This is a genomic window from Streptomyces beijiangensis, assembly GCF_017315755.1.
GTDB classification, from domain to species: Bacteria; Actinomycetota; Actinomycetes; order Streptomycetales; family Streptomycetaceae; genus Streptomyces; species Streptomyces beijiangensis.
Map to the genome: position 1 here is coordinate 280 of NZ_JAFLRJ010000331.1, position 15811 is coordinate 16090.

Here is a 15811-nt window from a genome sequence, read left to right on the forward strand (position 1 = left end):
CGGACCGAAAGTGATCTGCTGCGGGCCGAGTTGGTCACCGCGCCACTGGTGTTCTTGCTGCTGGTGTTTGCGTTCCGCTCGGTTCTGGCGGCGCTGCTGCCGGTGGTCGTGGCTGCGGTGTCGTCGGTGATCACCCTGGCGCTTTTGCGGCCGCTGGCCGCGGTGGTGGAGCTGTCGATGTTCTCCCCGAATCTCACGACGGCACTGGGCTTCGGGCTGGCGGTCGACTACTGCCTGTTCCTCCTCACGCGCTTCCGCCGGGAGAGAGACAAGGGGCTGGATGTGCCCTCCGCGGTGTCGGCCTCGGNNCCGGTACTCGCCTGTCCGGCCCACTGTCGGCCGGAGGAGGGGCACAGCGCAGCCGTGCGGGCGGGTGGGAGTTCAGCACGGCCTGGCACCGGATCGCCGTGCTGGTGTGTCGGCGCCCCGCCGTATGGCTGGTGGCTGCCCTTGCGCTGCTGTCGGTCATGAGCCTGCCCCTGGCCCGGCTGCACGTTGCACCGATCGACGAACGGACCCTGCCCGCGCACGCCTCCTCACACAGGGCCGCCGACCAGCTGAGCGAAGGCTTCCCCCAGCTCTCCCCCGGAACGACGGTGGTGGTGACCTTGCCGGCCTTGCCGCCCGGGGTGGAATTGGGCCCGTACGCGGCCGTGCTCTCTCGGCTGCCCGCGGTCACCGTGGTGGACAGCGTGGCAGGCCGCTACCTGGACGGCCGCCGGATCGCACCGTCGCCTGCAGGCTTTGCGCACAACGGCGTCGGGACGTGGTTGGCGGTGCACGCGGGCGTGGACGCGGCGGAGCCGGCCGCCGGCGAACTGGTGCATGAGGTCAGAGCCGTGCCGCCCCCGGGCGGCAGCGTGTGGGTGGGGGGCGAGGCCGCCCGCTTCGTTGACACCACGAGCGCCCTGCGGGCCGCGCTGGGGCCCGCCGCGGTGTGGGCCGTGGCCTGCATGGCGGTCCTGCTGCTGCTGTTCACCCGCAGTGTCCTGATCCCGGTGAAGGCCATCGTGGTGGGCGCGCTCAGCCTGGGGGCCTCGTCCGGGATGGTGGTGCTGGTCTTCCAGGACGGCCTCCTCGCCCCACTGGTGGGGATGCGCTCCCGTACCGGGCCGGTGGACGCCTGCATGCTCCTGCTCGCGCTCTGCGTGGCCTTCGCGCTGTCGATGGACTACGAGATGTTCCTCCTGTCGCGCATCCAGGAGGAGCACCTGCTCGGCGCCGGCAATCGTGCCGCGGTGGAGAAGGGCATCGAGCAGACCGGACGGCTGGTGACGACCGCAGCACTGGCTCTGGCGGTATCGGTGGGCGCACTGATCACCTCCTCCGTCGCGCTGCTCAAAGTCCTCGGCTTCGCCCTGGCTCTCGCCGTCCTCGTCGATGCCACCGTGGTGCGCGCCGTCCTGGTACCCGCCTCAATGTGTCTGGCGGGCCAGGCGAATTGGTGGGCCCCCGCACCTGTGCAACGCGTATTGAACCGCCTGGACCTGCACGGCCACGGCCACGGGGGCGGCGCAGCAGTTCCGGCCGACGGCGCGATGGAACCGGATCGGCTTCCCCGACCAGGGGAGCACGGCAAGCTGGTGCGGGCTGGAAAGAGGTGACCTGTGGCGCCCTCCTGGCGCCGGTACTAACCGAGGGAAGGCACCTGGCCCGCCTGGATCGATTTCAGGGCTTGTTCCCATGCCCCGGGGAGGGCGCCGACGCCGGGCATGGAGGTGTGGGAGCCGAAGGCGACGCGGGCGCGCCCCTGATAGGACCAGAGCAGGCACGACAGGGCGTGGCCGGGGAACGTGGGGGCTGCGGGCACCAGATCCAGGACCGGGGATCCGTTGAAGGACAGCGGGTTCTTCGAGCGGACGGAGGAGACCACGGCACGGCAGCAGGTGCCCGAGCTGATGCGCTTGCCGAGGGCGAGGGTGGCCGGGAACGGAGTGATCCGCCGGATGGTCACGTCGAGGGCGGCCCGGAACCCGGGCCGCTGCCAGGCGGCCATCTGCACACCGGTCTCGCGCAGGACCTGGTCGGCCTCTCCGGCGGGCAGTGCCAGGCGCATGGGGGCGAAGTGGTTGCCCAGCGCTCGCTGTTCGCCGGGCTCCCTCAAGTCCATCGGGACCACGACGTGGACCTCCCGGTCGCCGGGAAGCGGCCACCAGGAGTCGGCTGCCAGCGCGAAACAGGCGGCGAAGACCTGCGTGAGCGTGGCGCCAGGCTGCTTGATGTGCTCTACGTCCAGCGGCCCGGTCACCGCATAGGTGGCCGCCCCCTCGTTCAGTGCTGCTTTCGGTGCGGGCCAGGGTGAGGTGGGCCGGGCTGCCCGGAGGATGGAGGCTGCCGCGGACGGCAGGTTCCGCAGCTCGGGCCGCAGTGCGCCGGACAGCAGGGGTCGGCGCACTGCGGCCGTCCCGTCTCCGAACAGGTGGTCGAGGGCGTGAGTGATGGCCCCGCCGTCCATCTGGGTGTGATGGCAGCGCAGGACGAGCGCCCAGCGGTCGGGAGCAAAGCCAGTGGCGATCAGTACGTCCCACATCGGTGCCCCCTCCGGGGAGACCGGTGGGCGCCGCCGTACCTCGCGCATCAACACGTCGATACCCTCGCCCGCATCGACGCCGCCCAGTTCGAGCACGGCGACGTGGTCGGCGGCCCGCACCTGCTGTGGCTGCCAGCCGGGCCGGCCTGCGCGCTCGGCGTACCGGTGGAGCAGACCGGGGACGCGTCGCAGACGGGGTGCGATGTGGTCCGCGACCTCGGCTGCTCCGGGTGCTTCACCTTCCAGGATCAGCGCGGTGGAGATGTACATCTGCGCCGCGTGCGTGAGCGGGGCCATGTCCATCAGCACCACATCACCGGCCTGCGCCAGAAGGGCCGTCTTCGCGTACATGGGTGTGTGAGTCCTGTCTGCGGAGCAAATCCGCGGCCTGTCCGCCTCACCTCACAGGGGCAGGGCGAGGCGGTCACGGGCATGCAATTGCCTGTGACCGGACAACCCGCGCACGGCCGACAGGTAGCGCAACACCTGCACACTGCTCACCAAGATCACTCGTTCTGCTGATCCATCCAGGAGCGCCGTATCGATTCTTCCGAAAGGCAGTTCGCAGAGGCATTCACGTAGCAACAGCTGTCGCACCAGCATCTTTTCAGGGAGCCTGATGAAGTCCGAAACGCAGTGGGTCACTGGGGGCACCGGTCTGGTGGGCGCGGCACTCGTCGTCGAACTCCTCACTCGCACTGACGACCACATCGTCTGCCCCACCCGCCACAAGGAAGGCCTGGCGCCCCAGGCACGCCTCACGCAGGTACTGCAGTCCGCAGCCCGCGCATACGGCCACGACGCCACCTTGGACGCGGAGATCGCCGGGCGCTGCCTGGCGGTTCCCGCCGAACTCACGCAGCCCCTGTGCGGCGTCGCCCCTGCCTCCCATGCCGGCGGCAGGGCGCGGGAGTTCTGGCACTGCGCGGCCGATCTCCGCTACGAAGACCGGTACTGGCCCGAACTGCAGCGGACCAACATCACCGGAACCCGGCACGCGCTCGCGCTCGCCGACGCGCTCGGCTGCGAGGTCTACAACCAGGTCAGCACCGCCTACGTCGCCGGATCCCGGGAAGGAATCCTGTACGAGGAGCCCGCGGACGCCGCGTGCATCAACAACCGCTACGAAGAGAGCAAAGTCGCCGGTGAAGACGTCGTCAGGCGTGCGACGGGTATGACCACACGGATCCTCAGGCCGAGCATCGTCATCGGCCACAGCGTGACCAAGCAGGCAGTCGGCGGGCTGACCGGCGCCTACTCCGTCGTCCAACGCCTCGCCCAGGCCCAGCAAACTCTCGCCCGGCGCGGAGTCTCCGAAGCGGTCAGCATCCTGCTTCCCGCCGACCCGGCCATCCCGATCAACTTCGTCCCTGTCAACCTCGTCGCCGCCGACGCCGTCTCCCTCAGCACCGCCCGCGCCGCCGGCGGTATCTTCCACCTGACGCATCCCCACCCCCTGGCCCTGGGACAGACCCTGGACCTGGCCAGCGCCATGACGGGTCTCGCCCCGCCCCGCTACGCCCTCGCCGACGTACAGGCCACCGCGATCGACCGTGTGATCTCCCGGCAGATGGACTTCTACAAGTCCTACATGCGCGGCGAAAAGGTCTTCGACCAGACCTCCCTCCTCACCGCCGTCCCGGCCGCAGCACTGCCCGCGTTCCGCCTCGACGTCCCCGACCTCGCTGAGTACTACCACTGGTACCTCCAGCACATCGGCCACCAGCCCGCTCTCCCGCAACCGGCCTGACAGGAACAAGCCGCCGAGGCGGAAGGGGATACAGCGCCGTACCTGCACGGTCACGTCCACGCGACTCTGTCAGGGCCTGGCACACAGAGACATTCACCGCCACCACCTGGCTCCCGCCGAGCATGATTGCCCGTCCCTCTGAGGGACCGCAGGGGCAGATCCCTCCGTAGGGAGGTTCAACACGGCTGGCGCGTGGGCCAGTTGTGCCAATTTCGCATTGCTGTGCAGCGCGGTCGTGAGGTACGTGCCTCACGCAAAACACCCCCCTGGCCGCGTTTCCGCTGGTCAGAGGGGTGTTACTGGCGGTAGCGGAGGGATTTGAACCCTCGGTGAGTTTCCCCACACTCGCTTTCGAGGCGAGCTCCTTCGGCCGCTCGGACACGCTACCGAGAGAGAGCTTAGCCCAAGGTGGGCCGTGCTCAGAAATCGGTAGCGGAAGGCGGCCGGTCAGCGGGTGACCAGCGGACGATCAGCAGCCGGTCAGCGGTCCCGGAAGAAGGATGTCAGCTGTGCCGAGCACTCCTCGCCGAGGACGCCGTGGATGACCTCGGGCCGGTGATTCAGCCTTCGGTCCCGTACGAGATCCCACAGCGAGCCCGCCGCACCCGCCTTCTCGTCCGGCGCACCGAAGACCACCCGCTCCACCCGCGACTGCACGAGCGCACCCGCGCACATCACGCACGGCTCCAGGGTCACCACCAGCGTGCAGCCGGTCAGCCGCCACGCGCCGAGCTTCTCCGCGCCCCGCCGGATCGCCAGGACCTCGGCGTGCGCGGTCGGGTCACCGGTCGCCTCGCGTTCGTTGTGGCCGGTGGCGAGGAGCGTGCCGTCCGGGGCGAGCAGGACCGCGCCGACCGGCACATCGCCGGACCGCGCGGCCTGCTCCGCCTCGTCCAGGGCCAGGCGCATGGGCCCGGTCCAGGGGTCCCGCAGGGGGTCGGGCCGGATTTCGGGACCGTTCATCTAGCGGACGGTCTCCAGGACTTCCGAGGCGCCCAGGGCGTCCGCCACCTCGGCGAGCGCGTCCGTGCCGAGCGAGAGCAGCGCTTTCTCCTCCATCCCGAGATCGGCGAGGATCGTGGTGTCCCCGAGCGGGCCCGCCGGTACGGCGTCCCCCTCGACGACGGCCGCGTCCTCGTCGTCCTCGTCGTCGTTCAGGGGTTCGCCGTCCTCCGTGCCGTCGAGGTCGGCGAGCTCTTCGAGTGCGTCGGGATCGGCCGGCTCACGTCCGAGCAGTTCGTCGGTGAGCAGGATTTCCCCGTACGAGGAACGGCTGGCGGCGGCCGCGTCCGAGACATAGATACGCGGGTCCTCCTCGCCGTCGACGCGGACGACGCCGAACCAGGCGTCCTCCTGTTCGATGACGACGAGGACCGTGTCCTCGTCCACCGAGGCCTCCCGGGCCAGGTCCGTCAGATCCGACAGGGCCTCGACATTGTCGAGCTCCGTGTCGCTCGCTTCCCACCCGTCTTCGGTGCGCGCGAGCAGTGCGGCGAAGTACACCGTGACTCTCCCACTGGTCATAGGTGTGTTGGTCGGCCGGGCGCTCTGAGCCCCGCCCAATGGGAATCGTGGCAGAAACGATGGCTCAGCGAGAGGTCTTCGGCCTCAGGACCTCGTGTCGCCCTCCGGCGAGCGTGCCGGGTCTACCAGCGGAAGGTGCGCATACGCATCTGGTGACGCAGCCGTGCCACCTTGGCGCGCCTGGGCTGGACCCGGTCGCGCAGCTCCATCGCCTCGGTCCGCTCCTGCAGGAACTCGGCCCGGCGACGCCTTCGTGCAGCGGCGCTCTCCTGGCACTCCTGTTCGTACTCGCGCTTCGGCATGGGCCGCTCCACCTCTTCGTCCGTCCCTCTCACCTTCCCCGGACCTGCGGCTTGATGCCAGCGGGCCGGTTACCGTTGTCGTATGCGTATTCATGTCGTCGACCACCCGCTGGTGGCACACAAGCTCACCACGCTGCGCGACAAGCGCACCGACTCCGCCACTTTCCGCCGCCTCGCCGACGAGCTGGTCACCCTGCTCGCGTACGAGGCCACCAGGGACGTGCGCACGGAGGTCGTCGACATCGAGACCCCGGTCACCCCGACGACCGGTGTGAAGCTCTCCTACCCGCGGCCCCTGGTCGTCCCGATCCTGCGCGCCGGCCTCGGCATGCTGGACGGCATGGTGCGGCTGCTGCCGACCGCCGAGGTGGGCTTCCTGGGCATGATCCGCAACGAGGAGACGCTGCAGGCGTCCACGTACGCGTCCCGGATGCCCGAGGACCTCTCGGGCCGCCAGGTGTACGTACTGGACCCGATGCTCGCCACCGGCGGCACGCTCGTCGCGGCGATCCAGGAGCTGATCAAGCGCGGCGCCGACGACGTGACCGCCGTGGTGCTCCTCGCGGCGCCCGAGGGCGTCGCGGTCATGGAGCGCGAGCTGGCGGGCACGCCGGTGACGGTCGTCACCGCCTCGGTCGACGAGCGGCTCAATGAGCACGGCTACATCGTCCCGGGGCTCGGCGACGCGGGGGACCGCATGTACGGATCGGTCGACTAGGACCGGTTCGAAGGATTCTCAGCACTTGCCGGCGGGCGCCGACGAGGGGTTGGTCAGTGCGGCCAGGGCCTTCGCGGCGTCCTTCGGCGTATTCAGGGCCGTGAACTTCGTCCCGAGGATCAGATCGATGTCGCCCGTCTTGCGGGCGTCCATCTTCTGGTCGGTGCCCGCCAGCTGCGTACCGAGCACGGTGAAGGCGCCCTTGGAGGCCTGCGGGGGGCCGAGCAGCAGCCCGGTGCCTGAGACCTTCTTGTCGTACGCGGCCGGGGCGTTGCCCACCCTGCCGATGTCGAAGCCGCGTCGCTTCAGCTCGTCCGCCGTGGTCTTGGCGAGGCCGCCGTGGGCAGTCGCGTTGTAGACGTTGACCATGATCTTCGCGGGCTTGGGGAGGTTCTTCTGCGCCACCGGGGTCGCCGTGGGGCCCGGGGCCGGGGTGGGCTTGCAGTCCTGTTTCTGGTCGCCGGCGGCGGCGACCGTGGACTTCTTCGGTCCGTTTCCGCTGAAGACATCGATGAGCTGCAGCGTTCCCCATCCGGCGAGGGAGAGGGCGGCCGCTGCGGCCACGATCAGGGAGATCAGCCGGCCGCGACGGCGGGGGCGGCGCATCCGCGGGTACCTGTCACCCGTGATGCGGTACTTTCCGCCCATGCCGGGGGGTGTGAGCATGCTCATGGGCGCAGCGTAGTGCGGGACGGCCATGATGAGTACTAAATGATCATTGACTGGCCGCCGCTTGGGTCAAAAAAGGCCCAAAAGGCGCAGTTCCCGCCCGGGGTGGGATCGCGACCGGCGTGGTGCCGCCGGAATCAGCCGAGTTCGAGTACGCGAGCGTGCAGGACCTGGCGCTGCTGGAGCGCGGCACGGACCGCGCGGTGCAGTCCGTCCTCCAGGTACAGGTCGCCCTGCCACTTCACGACATGGGCGAAGAGATCGCCGTAGAAGGTCGAGTCCTCGGCGAGCAGCGTCTCGAGGTCCAGCTGGCCCTTGGTGGTCACGAGCTGATCGAGCCGGACCGGGCGCGGCGCGACGTCCGCCCACTGCCGGGTGGATTCCCGGCCGTGGTCGGGGTACGGCCGGCTGCTTCCGATGCGCTTGAAGATCACACGGAAAGCCTACCGGGGAAGCGGCTCCGGGCGCAGCCATGGGGAGGCAGTGCGATGGTGGACAAAGTCCCGCAAACCCGGAATCGGGGGCATGTGATGAGTGACAGTGAGCCGCTGGTGGCACCGGAGGCACCCGTTCCAGAGGGCGTACCCGAAAGTGCGCCCGAGGTCGTACCGGTCGTACCCGAGAAGGTGACGTCCGCGCCCGCGCTTCCGCAGCCGGCGCTCGAGATCGCGGCCGGCTACAGCTTCACCGGTCCCGCGCTGGAGCTCGGCACGCTGCTCTGGGAGGGGCAGTGCCATGCCGAAGCGCAGGTACGGATCCCGCTCTCCATGCTCAACCGGCACGGTCTCGTCGCCGGCGCGACCGGCACCGGCAAGACGAAGACGCTCCAGCTGATCGCCGAACAGCTGTCGGCCAACGGCGTCCCGGTCTTCCTCGCCGACGTCAAGGGCGACGTCTCGGGGATCTCGGCGCCGGGCGAGGCCAACGACAAGGTGGCGCAGCGGTCCGGCGAGGTCGGGCAGGAGTGGCAGGGGACGGGCTTCCCGTGCGAGTTCTACGGGCTCGGCGGCATCGGCCCCGGCATCCCGCTGCGTGCGACGGTGACGAGCTTCGGTCCCGTACTGCTCTCCAAGGTGCTCCAGCTCAACCAGACGCAGGAGCAGTCGCTCGGCCTGATCTTCCACTACGCGGACGCCAAGGGCCTGGAGCTGTACGACCTCAAGGACCTGCGGGCGGTCGTCGCCTTCCTCGTCTCGGACACGGGCAAGGGCGAGTTGAAGGGGATCGGCGGACTCTCGTCGGTCACGGCAGGGGTGATCCTGCGGGCGATCACGGCCTTCGAGCAGCAGGGCGCGGGCGACTTCTTCGGTGAGCCGGAGTTCGACACGAGCGAGCTGATGCGGCTGGCGCCTGACGGGCGCGGGCTGGTGTCGGTCCTCGAACTGCCGGCCGTACAGGACAAGCCGCAGCTCTTCTCGACGTTCCTGATGTGGCTGCTCGCGGATCTCTACGGGGATCTGCCGGAGGTCGGGGACATGGACAGGCCGAAACTCGTGTTCTTCTTCGACGAGGCGCATCTGCTCTTCAAGGGCGCGTCGAAGGCGTTCCTGGAGTCGATCACGCAGACCGTGCGGCTGATCCGCTCGAAGGGGGTCGGCATCTTCTTCGTCACGCAGACGCCGAAGGACGTCCCCGCCGATGTGCTCGCCCAGCTCGGCAACCGCGTGCAGCACGCGCTGCGCGCCTTCACGCCCGACGACGCGAAGGCGCTGAAGGCGACGGTGAAGACGTTCCCCAACTCGCCTTACGACCTGGAGGAGTTGCTGACGGGCCTGGGCACGGGCGAGGCGGTCATCACCGTACTGAGCGAGAAGGGTGCGCCGACGCCGGTGGCCGCGACGCGGCTGCGTGCGCCGGAGTCGCTGATGGGTCCGATCGATGCGGCTGCGCTGGACCAGGCGGTCAAGTCGTCGCTGCTGTACGGGCGTTACGCGGAGGCGGTCGACCGCGAATCGGCATACGAGAAGCTCACCGCCGAACAGCAGGCGGCCGAGGCGGCGGCGCTCCAGGCGGCGGACGAGGCGGCGGCGGCGAAGGAGGCGGCGAAGGCGCCCGTCCGGCAGAAGCAGGACGCGTCGCTCGCAGGGCAGGTCGTGGGCAGCGGGATGTTCAGCTCGCTGGCGCGGTCGCTCGGTACGCAGATCGGACGGGAGATCTCGCGGTCGATCTTCGGGACGGCCAAGCGGAGGCGCTGAGAACTCAATACCCGTTTGTGCGTGGGCATCCGCCACGGTGATGATGCCCGGCATGAGTATCTCTCTCCTTGACCTCTCCTGCCGGAACGGCGGCCACCGCCCCCAGCTGTGAGCGGCGCGGACGCCCGATGGGGCGCGCACTGGGCGGCCGTGCAGGCCGCCGGAATCACCGGCCCTGCGGCTGTCCTGTCCCGGCTGCCCGCATCCCTCGACCGGATCCTGCTCGCGCAGGCCTGTCTTCAGTACGTACGGCTCTACGACCGCGGCTCCGGCACCGGTGCGGCCCTCGTCGCGCGTCTGCGAGCGGACCGGCAGCCCGAGGTCAGGCTGGCCGCGCACCTGGCCGCCCTGCGCACGCTGTCGCCGGACCGGACGCCGGAGGCCGTGGCGGGGGTTCTGGCCCACCTGGACGCGGCAGGGGACGCGGCAGGGGACGGGGCGTCCATGGGGTCGTGGTCCGTCGGTGAGATGTGGGCCGACGTGTACGTCCGTTACGACGAGCCCCGCCCCCTGGACCACTTCCGGCAGGCTGCCGGACTGCTGGCGGATCCGGCTCCTGTGCGGCGCCGGGTCGGGCTCGACATGAGCCGGGTCGCGCTGCACGAGTGGCGGGCGGCGCCGGAGAACCTGACCCCGTCGTGGGTCCGTATGTTCGACGACCTCGTGGACTCGCTCCGGCTCGCCGCCCTGGAGCTGGTGGGCTCGTCGAGGGCCGCGAGCCGACGGGCAGCGGACCCGCGCGTGCCCATTCCGCCGCCCTGCGAGGTACGGAAGCGGGTGGACGTCGACCGGGACGCGGCCGAGGCCTATCTGGCGGCGAGGCCGGTGGAGGGCCGCCTGCCGCCCCAGATGTTCCACGCGCTGCTCGACCACGGGCCCCTCACCGGGCGCCAGGCCGCCCAGCTCACCCATCAGGTCTTCACCCGCCCCTCCTTCGCGCAGGCACGCAATGCGCGGGCCTGGTGGCGGCATGCCGGGGTGGCCTCGGCCCCCGCACTGCTCCCGCTGCTGCCCCAGTACTTCGACGACACCGCACTGATGGGTCTCGACGTCCTGGAGTGCCTGGCCGCGATGGGGCGCCATGCGGTGCCGGTACTGGGAGAACTGGACGCGTTCCTGGGCCGCGAATGGATCGCGGTCAGACACCGGGGCAGCGAGGAGGCCGATCTGCAGGCCGACGAACTCGTCGTCGAGGCAGCCCTGTTGACCCGCCGGTGCATCCTGGACGACGCCGAACGGGGACTCAGCGCACGATCATGATGATCGACGCGGTGGTGCCGACCACGACGATGACCCAGCGCAGCACGGTGGGCGGCAGATTGCGGCCGACCTTGGAGCCGAGCAGCCCGCCCACGGTCGAGCCCGCGGCGATCAGCCCGGCCACCGCCCAGTCGACGTCCGAGACGGCGATGAAGACGACGGCCGCGACGCCGTTGACGATCGAAGCGAGGACGTTCTTCATGGCGTTGAGGCGTTGCATGTTGTCGCGGACGAAGATGCCGAACAGGGCCATGAGCAGGACGCCCTGGGCGGCGCCGAAGTAGCCGCCGTACATACCGGTGAGGAGCACGCCTGCCCAGAGGGGGCCGCCGCCGTCCTCGCGGGCCTGGCGCTCCTTGGCCCAGCGGCTGAGGCGGGGCTGGAGGAGGACCAGTACGCAGGCCGTCAGGATCAGGACCGGGACCACCGACTGGAAGGTGTCGGCGGGGAGTTGGAGCAGGAGCAGGGCGCCGATGACGCCACCGGTCAGCGAGGCCGCGCCGAAGCGGAGCAGTCGGGGGAGCTGGCCCTTGAGTTCGCGTCGGTAGCCGTACGTGCCGGACAGGTTGCCGGGGAACTGTCCGATGTTGTTGGAGACGTTGGCGAGGACCGGTGGGTAGCCGAAGGCGAGGAGCGTGGGGAAGGTGATGAGAGTGCCGGAGCCGACCACCGCGTTGACGGCGCCTGAGGCGATTCCGGCGGCGCCGATCGCCACCGCTTCCAGGGGATCCACAACTCGCCTTTCGTTGCTGTGCGTTGGGTGGGTCGGCACCCGTCCGGGATGTCGCGACGTACTCGGACAGGTTGCCGCCCTGGGCCCGTACACGATGATCGGGGAGATCTGTCATCCAAGTCAATCCTAGGGTTTTCTTGAACAGACCCAAGAGCTAGCTTGGGTGTCATGACCCTTGACGACCTCCGTGTCTTCGTCGCCGTCTGCCGCGCGGGCAGCCTCAGCGCCGTGGCGCGCGACCTCGCCTGTACGCAGTCGGCCGTGAGCCAGCACGTGAAGCGCCTGGAGCGTGAGGTGGGCGTACGGCTGGTGGAGCGCCATGCGCGCGGCGTCGTGCCCACCGTGGCGGGGCGCATCCTGCGGGCGGCCGCCGAGGAGGGGATCGGCGGGCTCGATCTCGCGCTGCGGCAGCTGGCGGAACTGGCGCGCGGGGACGGCGGTTCGGTCCGTATCACCACGGGAGGCACGACCGTACGGCACTTCATGTCGGAGGCGATCGTCGATTTCCGGCGGCGCTCTCCGAAGGTGGGGCTCGAGTTCCGGACCGAGAATTCGAGCCGGAGCTGTTTCGACGCGCTCGCCGAGCACGATGTGGATCTGGCGTGGATCACGGTGGGCGCGCCGGTGCGCGGCATCGAGCAGCGGCCGGTCGTCGAGCTGCCCTGGGTGCTCGCGGTCGGGGCCGGCGACCCGCTGGCGGCGCGGGAGCGGATCGAGCCGGACGAGCTGGCGGCCGTACAGCTGATCAGGCTGCCGGAGAACTCGACGTCGCGGGCCCATCTGGACGCCAGTTTCCGGGAGTTCGGGGTACGGCAGGACGGTGGCACCGGGGTCGCCGACTGGGACACCGCCATGCATCTGGCCGAACTCGGACTCGGCAGTGCGGTGGTGCCCGCGCTGCCGGGGCCCGTCCACCCCGGGCTGCGGCTCGTGCCCGTACCCGCGCTGCCGCCGCTGTCGGTGGGGTGGGCGGTGCGGCGGTGGGAGGCGCTTTCGCCGCTGGCCAGGGCGTTCGCGGACACGGTGGCGCGCCACTGCGCCGGATAGCCGACTGTCAGTGGCGGTGCAGGCGCGGGAAGTGCTGGTGGCGTTCCGCCTTGGCGCTCTCCGCGGCCTTGACCCGCTGCAGCAGCTCGGGCGGCATGACGTGGACGGTGCGGCCCTCGCAGCCCGGACACTGCGCGTTGGCGAGGGGTGAGTGGACCGGCGTCCCGTTGACGAGGTAGCGCTGGCCCTGGCGCTCATAGGTCTGCTCCCAGGAGTTTCCGCAGTCTCCGCAGGTGAAGGCGTACGTCTCGGGGGCTTGCGGGTCCGGCTCGGTCATGGCGGGCCTCTCGGGTGCGCGGGTCGGAACACCAGCGCACCCCAGCCCGGGGAACCCGGCAACTCGGACGGCCCCCGGTCGGCCCTCGGTCGGCCCCCGGTCGGTCAGGCGGGCGCCAGCAGGGAGTCCGCCACGGAGGTGCGTGCGTACAGGACCGAGCGGCCGGAGCGGTGGGCGGTGACCAGGCCCGCGTTCCGCAGGGCGGTGAGGTGCTGGGAGACGGCGGCGGCCGAGAGACCGCACTGCGCGGCGAGCTGGGTGGTGGAGGCCGGGGTGTCGAGATCGGCCAGCAGCTGGGTGCGGGAGCGGCCCAGGACGGCGGCGACCGCGTCGGCGGCCGTGGTGTTGGTGCGCGACTCCCAGAGGGTGCCGATCCCCCTTGCGGGATAGGCGAGTTGGGGCGGGTCGGGAGCGACCGAGCGGGTCATGACGCGCGGCCAGGTGAAGGCCGTGGGGATGAGCAGCAGGCCCGAACCGGCGTCGGAGCGCGTCAGTGAGCAGTGCCGGCGGATGAGGTGCAGCGAGCCGTCGTCCCAGCGCACCGACTCGTGCAGCTCGTTGAGCACCTGCGCCGATCCGTGCTCGGCGACCTGGCGCGCGCGGTGGAAGACGTCGGCTTCGAGGAGGGTGCGGATCCGGGCCCAGTAGGGCGCGAGGGCCAGCTCCCAGTAGGCCTCGATCTCCTCGGTGACCTTCTCCAGGGCGGCTTCGGGGGCCTCGTGGAGCAGTCGCGTACGAGGCGAAATGCTGCCGGGGGCGCGTTCCTTGCCCAGCATGGTGAGGTCGGTGCGGACCCGCCCGACCGGCGTCCGGCGGATCGCGTCGAGCTCGGCGGCGAGGGTCGGGAAGGGGCTCGCCGGAGTCGGATTGAGGAAGTCCGCGAGATACCCGCGGGCAGGGACCAGCTCCGCCAGCCAGCCGCGGCCGAGCCCCGCCTTCGCCAGCCGGGGACGGACCTGCGCGGCCCAATTCCGGTGCAGGGGCTGCTCGGCCGGGTCCCTGAGCAGCCGGAAACTGGTGACGACCTCCCACATGGGGGAGACCGCGAAGCGGGTCTGCGCCAGGTCGGCGGTCGAGAACGTCAGTGCCGACTCCATGCGAGCCGCCCACCCTTCCGTATGTGAATGGATTCGGTCTGAGCTTAATCATTGGTACGCGGGGAGGGCAGGGCCGCACGCTCCTGTCATGTTCTCCACCTTCCGCGGCCTGCCGCCCACCGTCTGGACTCTCTTCGCCGGGACGATCGTCAACCGGATCGGCTACCTGGTCACGCCGTTCCTGGTCTTCTTCCTGGCCTCGCGCGGCATCGCGGGCACCGAGACCTCGTACGTCCTCGGCGCCCTGGGTGCGGGCAACCTGATCGGTCCCGCGGTCGGCGGACTCCTCGCCGACCGGATCGGCCGCCGCCCCACGATGCTGATCGGCCTGGTCGGCGCCGCGGCGGCCCAGGGCGCGCTCTTCCTGGCGCCGGGGGTGGCGACGATGGCTGCCGCCGCGCTGCTGCTCAGCGCGACGGGCGCGATGGTGGGGCCCGCCGTGTACGCGCTGATGGCCGACACCGTGGACGCGGCGAGACGCCAGCGGGCGTACGGACTCTTCGGCTGGGGCATCAACATCGGCACGGCGGTGGCCGGTGTGCTCGGCGGCTTCCTGGCCGCGCACGGCTACTGGCTGCTGTTCGCGGTCGACGCGGGATCGATGCTGCTCTACGCGGGGGTGGTTGTCACCCGGCTCACGGAGGCCGCGCGGCCCACCGCCAAGGATCTCCCGCAGCAGAGGAAGAAGGACGGCATCGGTTACGGCGTCGTACTCCGCGACCGTCTGCTCCTCGTCCTCCTCGCACTCTTCGGCGTACAGCTCTTCGTCTACTCGCTCACCGAGGTCGCCCTGCCCCTGGCCATCCACGACAGCGGGCTCTCCCCGGCCGTGTACGGCGCGATGGCGGCGGTCAACGCGGTCCTGGTGGTGGCCCTGCAGCCCTTCGCGACAGCCCGCCTCGCCCGCTTCCCGCAGCTTCCCGTGCTGGCCTCGGGCAGCCTGCTGGTCGCGCTCGGTGTGGCCCTGACGGGCGTCGCGGACAGCGTTGCGGGCTATGCGCTGTCGGTGGTCGTCTGGTCGCTGGGCGAGGCGGGCGTGGCAGGCATCGCGGCGGCGGTCGTCGCCAACCTCGCCCCGGCGCACGCCCGGGGCCGCTACCAGGGCGCCTTCAGCTGGACGTGGGGCGTGGCCCGCTTCGGCTCGCTCACGCTGGGCGTGACGCTCTACACGAGCATCGGCCCGGCGGCCCTGTGGTGGACGGCGCTCGGCGCGGGTGTCCTCGCGGCGGCGGGACCGCTGGTGCTGGCGCGCAGGATCGGCGCGCGGACGGACGGGAAGGGATCATCTGTGAGGCGGGTCACGCCGACCCGGCCGATGACTCCGGCGCTCAGCCCTGGTCGTACAAGCAACATCGACATCACCATCGCCACCGCGCAGACGAACGGAAGGCCGCAGCCATGACCGAACCCGTGAAGGGCCCCGCCAGCTACTTCCCGTCGATCGAGAAGAAGTACGGTCGCCCGGTCGAGGAGTGGAAGGACCTCATCCGCGCCTCGCCCCTGACCAAGCACATGGAACTGGTCGCCTGGCTGAAGACCGAGCACGGCCTCGGCCACGGCCACGCCAACGCCCTGGTCGCCCACACCCTCGCCGAGTCCGGCGGCAAGTAGCTGCAGGCGGTGGCGGCAGGCCGTACGGGACGCGCCCGCCGGTCCGGGACCCGATCATGCAAGGGGGCCAGGACGGCCCCTGCTCACCGACGAACTCA

The 15811-nt window shown here is 70.5% G+C and carries 18 protein-coding genes and 1 tRNA gene; 9 read left to right on the forward strand and 10 right to left on the reverse strand.

Annotation, left to right across the window (positions count from 1 at the left end; all coding sequences use genetic code 11):
* The first annotated feature begins 15 nt into the window (after positions 1-15).
* Both J0695_RS29195 and J0695_RS29200 read left to right on the forward strand, forming a co-directional pair.
* A complete protein-coding gene (locus J0695_RS29195) occupies positions 16-471 on the forward strand; it encodes an MMPL family transporter (protein WP_443726412.1) in 456 nt (151 codons plus the stop codon).
* Entirely contained in the window at positions 468-1604 is a 1137-nt protein-coding gene (locus tag J0695_RS29200) for an MMPL family transporter (protein ID WP_206967005.1), read from the forward strand. Before J0695_RS29195 ends, J0695_RS29200 begins: the two co-directional genes overlap by 4 nt.
* A gap of 26 nt (positions 1605-1630) precedes the next feature.
* Here J0695_RS29200 and J0695_RS29205 read toward each other — a convergent pair whose 3' ends face one another.
* Positions 1631-2881, reverse strand: coding sequence for a WS/DGAT domain-containing protein (locus tag J0695_RS29205; RefSeq protein WP_206967007.1), 1251 nt, complete (start codon positions 2879-2881; stop codon positions 1631-1633).
* Between the two features lie 268 nt (positions 2882-3149).
* On the opposite strand from J0695_RS29205, the gene J0695_RS29210 reads away from it, so the two are divergent.
* A complete protein-coding gene (locus tag J0695_RS29210) occupies positions 3150-4280 on the forward strand; it encodes an SDR family oxidoreductase (protein ID WP_206967010.1) in 1131 nt (376 codons plus the stop codon).
* A 300-nt stretch (positions 4281-4580) separates the two neighbouring features.
* Here the strand turns inward: J0695_RS29210 and J0695_RS29215 are convergent.
* The 4 genes from J0695_RS29215 to J0695_RS29230 form a co-directional block, all read right to left on the reverse strand.
* Positions 4581-4668, reverse strand: a tRNA-Ser gene (locus J0695_RS29215).
* A 92-nt stretch (positions 4669-4760) separates the two neighbouring features.
* Positions 4761-5243, reverse strand: coding sequence for a tRNA adenosine(34) deaminase TadA (tadA, locus tag J0695_RS29220; protein WP_206967012.1), 483 nt, complete (start codon positions 5241-5243; stop codon positions 4761-4763).
* A complete protein-coding gene (locus J0695_RS29225) occupies positions 5244-5783 on the reverse strand; it encodes a tRNA adenosine deaminase-associated protein (RefSeq protein ID WP_206967071.1) in 540 nt (179 codons plus the stop codon).
* Between the two features lie 143 nt (positions 5784-5926).
* Positions 5927-6106, reverse strand: a complete 180-nt coding sequence (locus tag J0695_RS29230) for a hypothetical protein (RefSeq protein ID WP_206967014.1) — start codon at positions 6104-6106, stop codon at positions 5927-5929.
* Positions 6107-6188: 82 nt separating this feature from the next.
* On the opposite strand from J0695_RS29230, the gene upp reads away from it, so the two are divergent.
* A complete protein-coding gene (upp, locus tag J0695_RS29235) occupies positions 6189-6824 on the forward strand; it encodes a uracil phosphoribosyltransferase (protein ID WP_206967016.1) in 636 nt (211 codons plus the stop codon).
* A gap of 18 nt (positions 6825-6842) precedes the next feature.
* Here upp and J0695_RS29240 read toward each other — a convergent pair whose 3' ends face one another.
* Both J0695_RS29240 and J0695_RS29245 read right to left on the reverse strand, forming a co-directional pair.
* The gene (locus J0695_RS29240; protein WP_206967018.1) at positions 6843-7496 is read right to left on the reverse strand and encodes a LytR C-terminal domain-containing protein; all 654 of its coding nucleotides are present in this window, start codon (positions 7494-7496) and stop codon (positions 6843-6845) included.
* Positions 7497-7630: 134 nt separating this feature from the next.
* On the reverse strand, positions 7631-7927 hold the full coding sequence (locus J0695_RS29245) for a type II toxin-antitoxin system VapB family antitoxin (protein ID WP_206967020.1): 297 nt from the start codon (positions 7925-7927) through the stop codon (positions 7631-7633).
* A 96-nt stretch (positions 7928-8023) separates the two neighbouring features.
* Here J0695_RS29245 and J0695_RS29250 point away from each other — a divergent pair, with 96 nt between their 5' ends.
* Positions 8024-9688, forward strand: coding sequence for a helicase HerA-like domain-containing protein (locus tag J0695_RS29250; RefSeq protein ID WP_206967022.1), 1665 nt, complete (start codon positions 8024-8026; stop codon positions 9686-9688).
* A gap of 108 nt (positions 9689-9796) precedes the next feature.
* Complete coding sequence (locus J0695_RS29255) at positions 9797-10948, forward strand: hypothetical protein (RefSeq protein ID WP_206967023.1); 1152 nt, start codon at positions 9797-9799, stop codon at positions 10946-10948.
* On the opposite strand, the gene J0695_RS29260 is transcribed toward J0695_RS29255, so the two are convergent.
* Positions 10932-11681 carry a sulfite exporter TauE/SafE family protein gene (locus J0695_RS29260; RefSeq protein WP_206967025.1) on the reverse strand — a complete coding sequence of 250 codons (750 nt, stop codon included), beginning with the start codon at positions 11679-11681 and terminating at the stop codon, positions 10932-10934. The genes J0695_RS29255 and J0695_RS29260 overlap by 17 nt on opposite strands.
* Positions 11682-11849: 168 nt before the next feature.
* Between J0695_RS29260 and J0695_RS29265 the strand changes: the two genes are divergently transcribed.
* The gene (locus J0695_RS29265; protein ID WP_206967027.1) at positions 11850-12728 is read left to right on the forward strand and encodes a LysR family transcriptional regulator; all 879 of its coding nucleotides are present in this window, start codon (positions 11850-11852) and stop codon (positions 12726-12728) included.
* Between the two features lie 7 nt (positions 12729-12735).
* Here J0695_RS29265 and J0695_RS29270 read toward each other — a convergent pair whose 3' ends face one another.
* The gene (locus J0695_RS29270) at positions 12736-13005 is read right to left on the reverse strand and encodes a hypothetical protein (RefSeq protein WP_206967029.1); all 270 of its coding nucleotides are present in this window, start codon (positions 13003-13005) and stop codon (positions 12736-12738) included.
* A gap of 104 nt (positions 13006-13109) precedes the next feature.
* Entirely contained in the window at positions 13110-14102 is a 993-nt protein-coding gene (locus J0695_RS29275; protein ID WP_206967032.1) for an ArsR/SmtB family transcription factor, read from the reverse strand.
* A gap of 88 nt (positions 14103-14190) precedes the next feature.
* On the opposite strand from J0695_RS29275, the gene J0695_RS29280 reads away from it, so the two are divergent.
* Both J0695_RS29280 and J0695_RS29285 read left to right on the forward strand, forming a co-directional pair.
* Positions 14191-15504 (forward strand): MFS transporter, encoded by a 1314-nt coding sequence (locus J0695_RS29280; protein ID WP_206967033.1) that lies wholly within the window; start codon positions 14191-14193, stop codon positions 15502-15504.
* Entirely contained in the window at positions 15501-15713 is a 213-nt protein-coding gene (locus tag J0695_RS29285) for a DUF4287 domain-containing protein (RefSeq protein WP_206967035.1), read from the forward strand. The genes J0695_RS29280 and J0695_RS29285 overlap by 4 nt, the downstream gene beginning before the upstream one ends.
* Positions 15714-15811 lie beyond the last annotated feature (98 nt).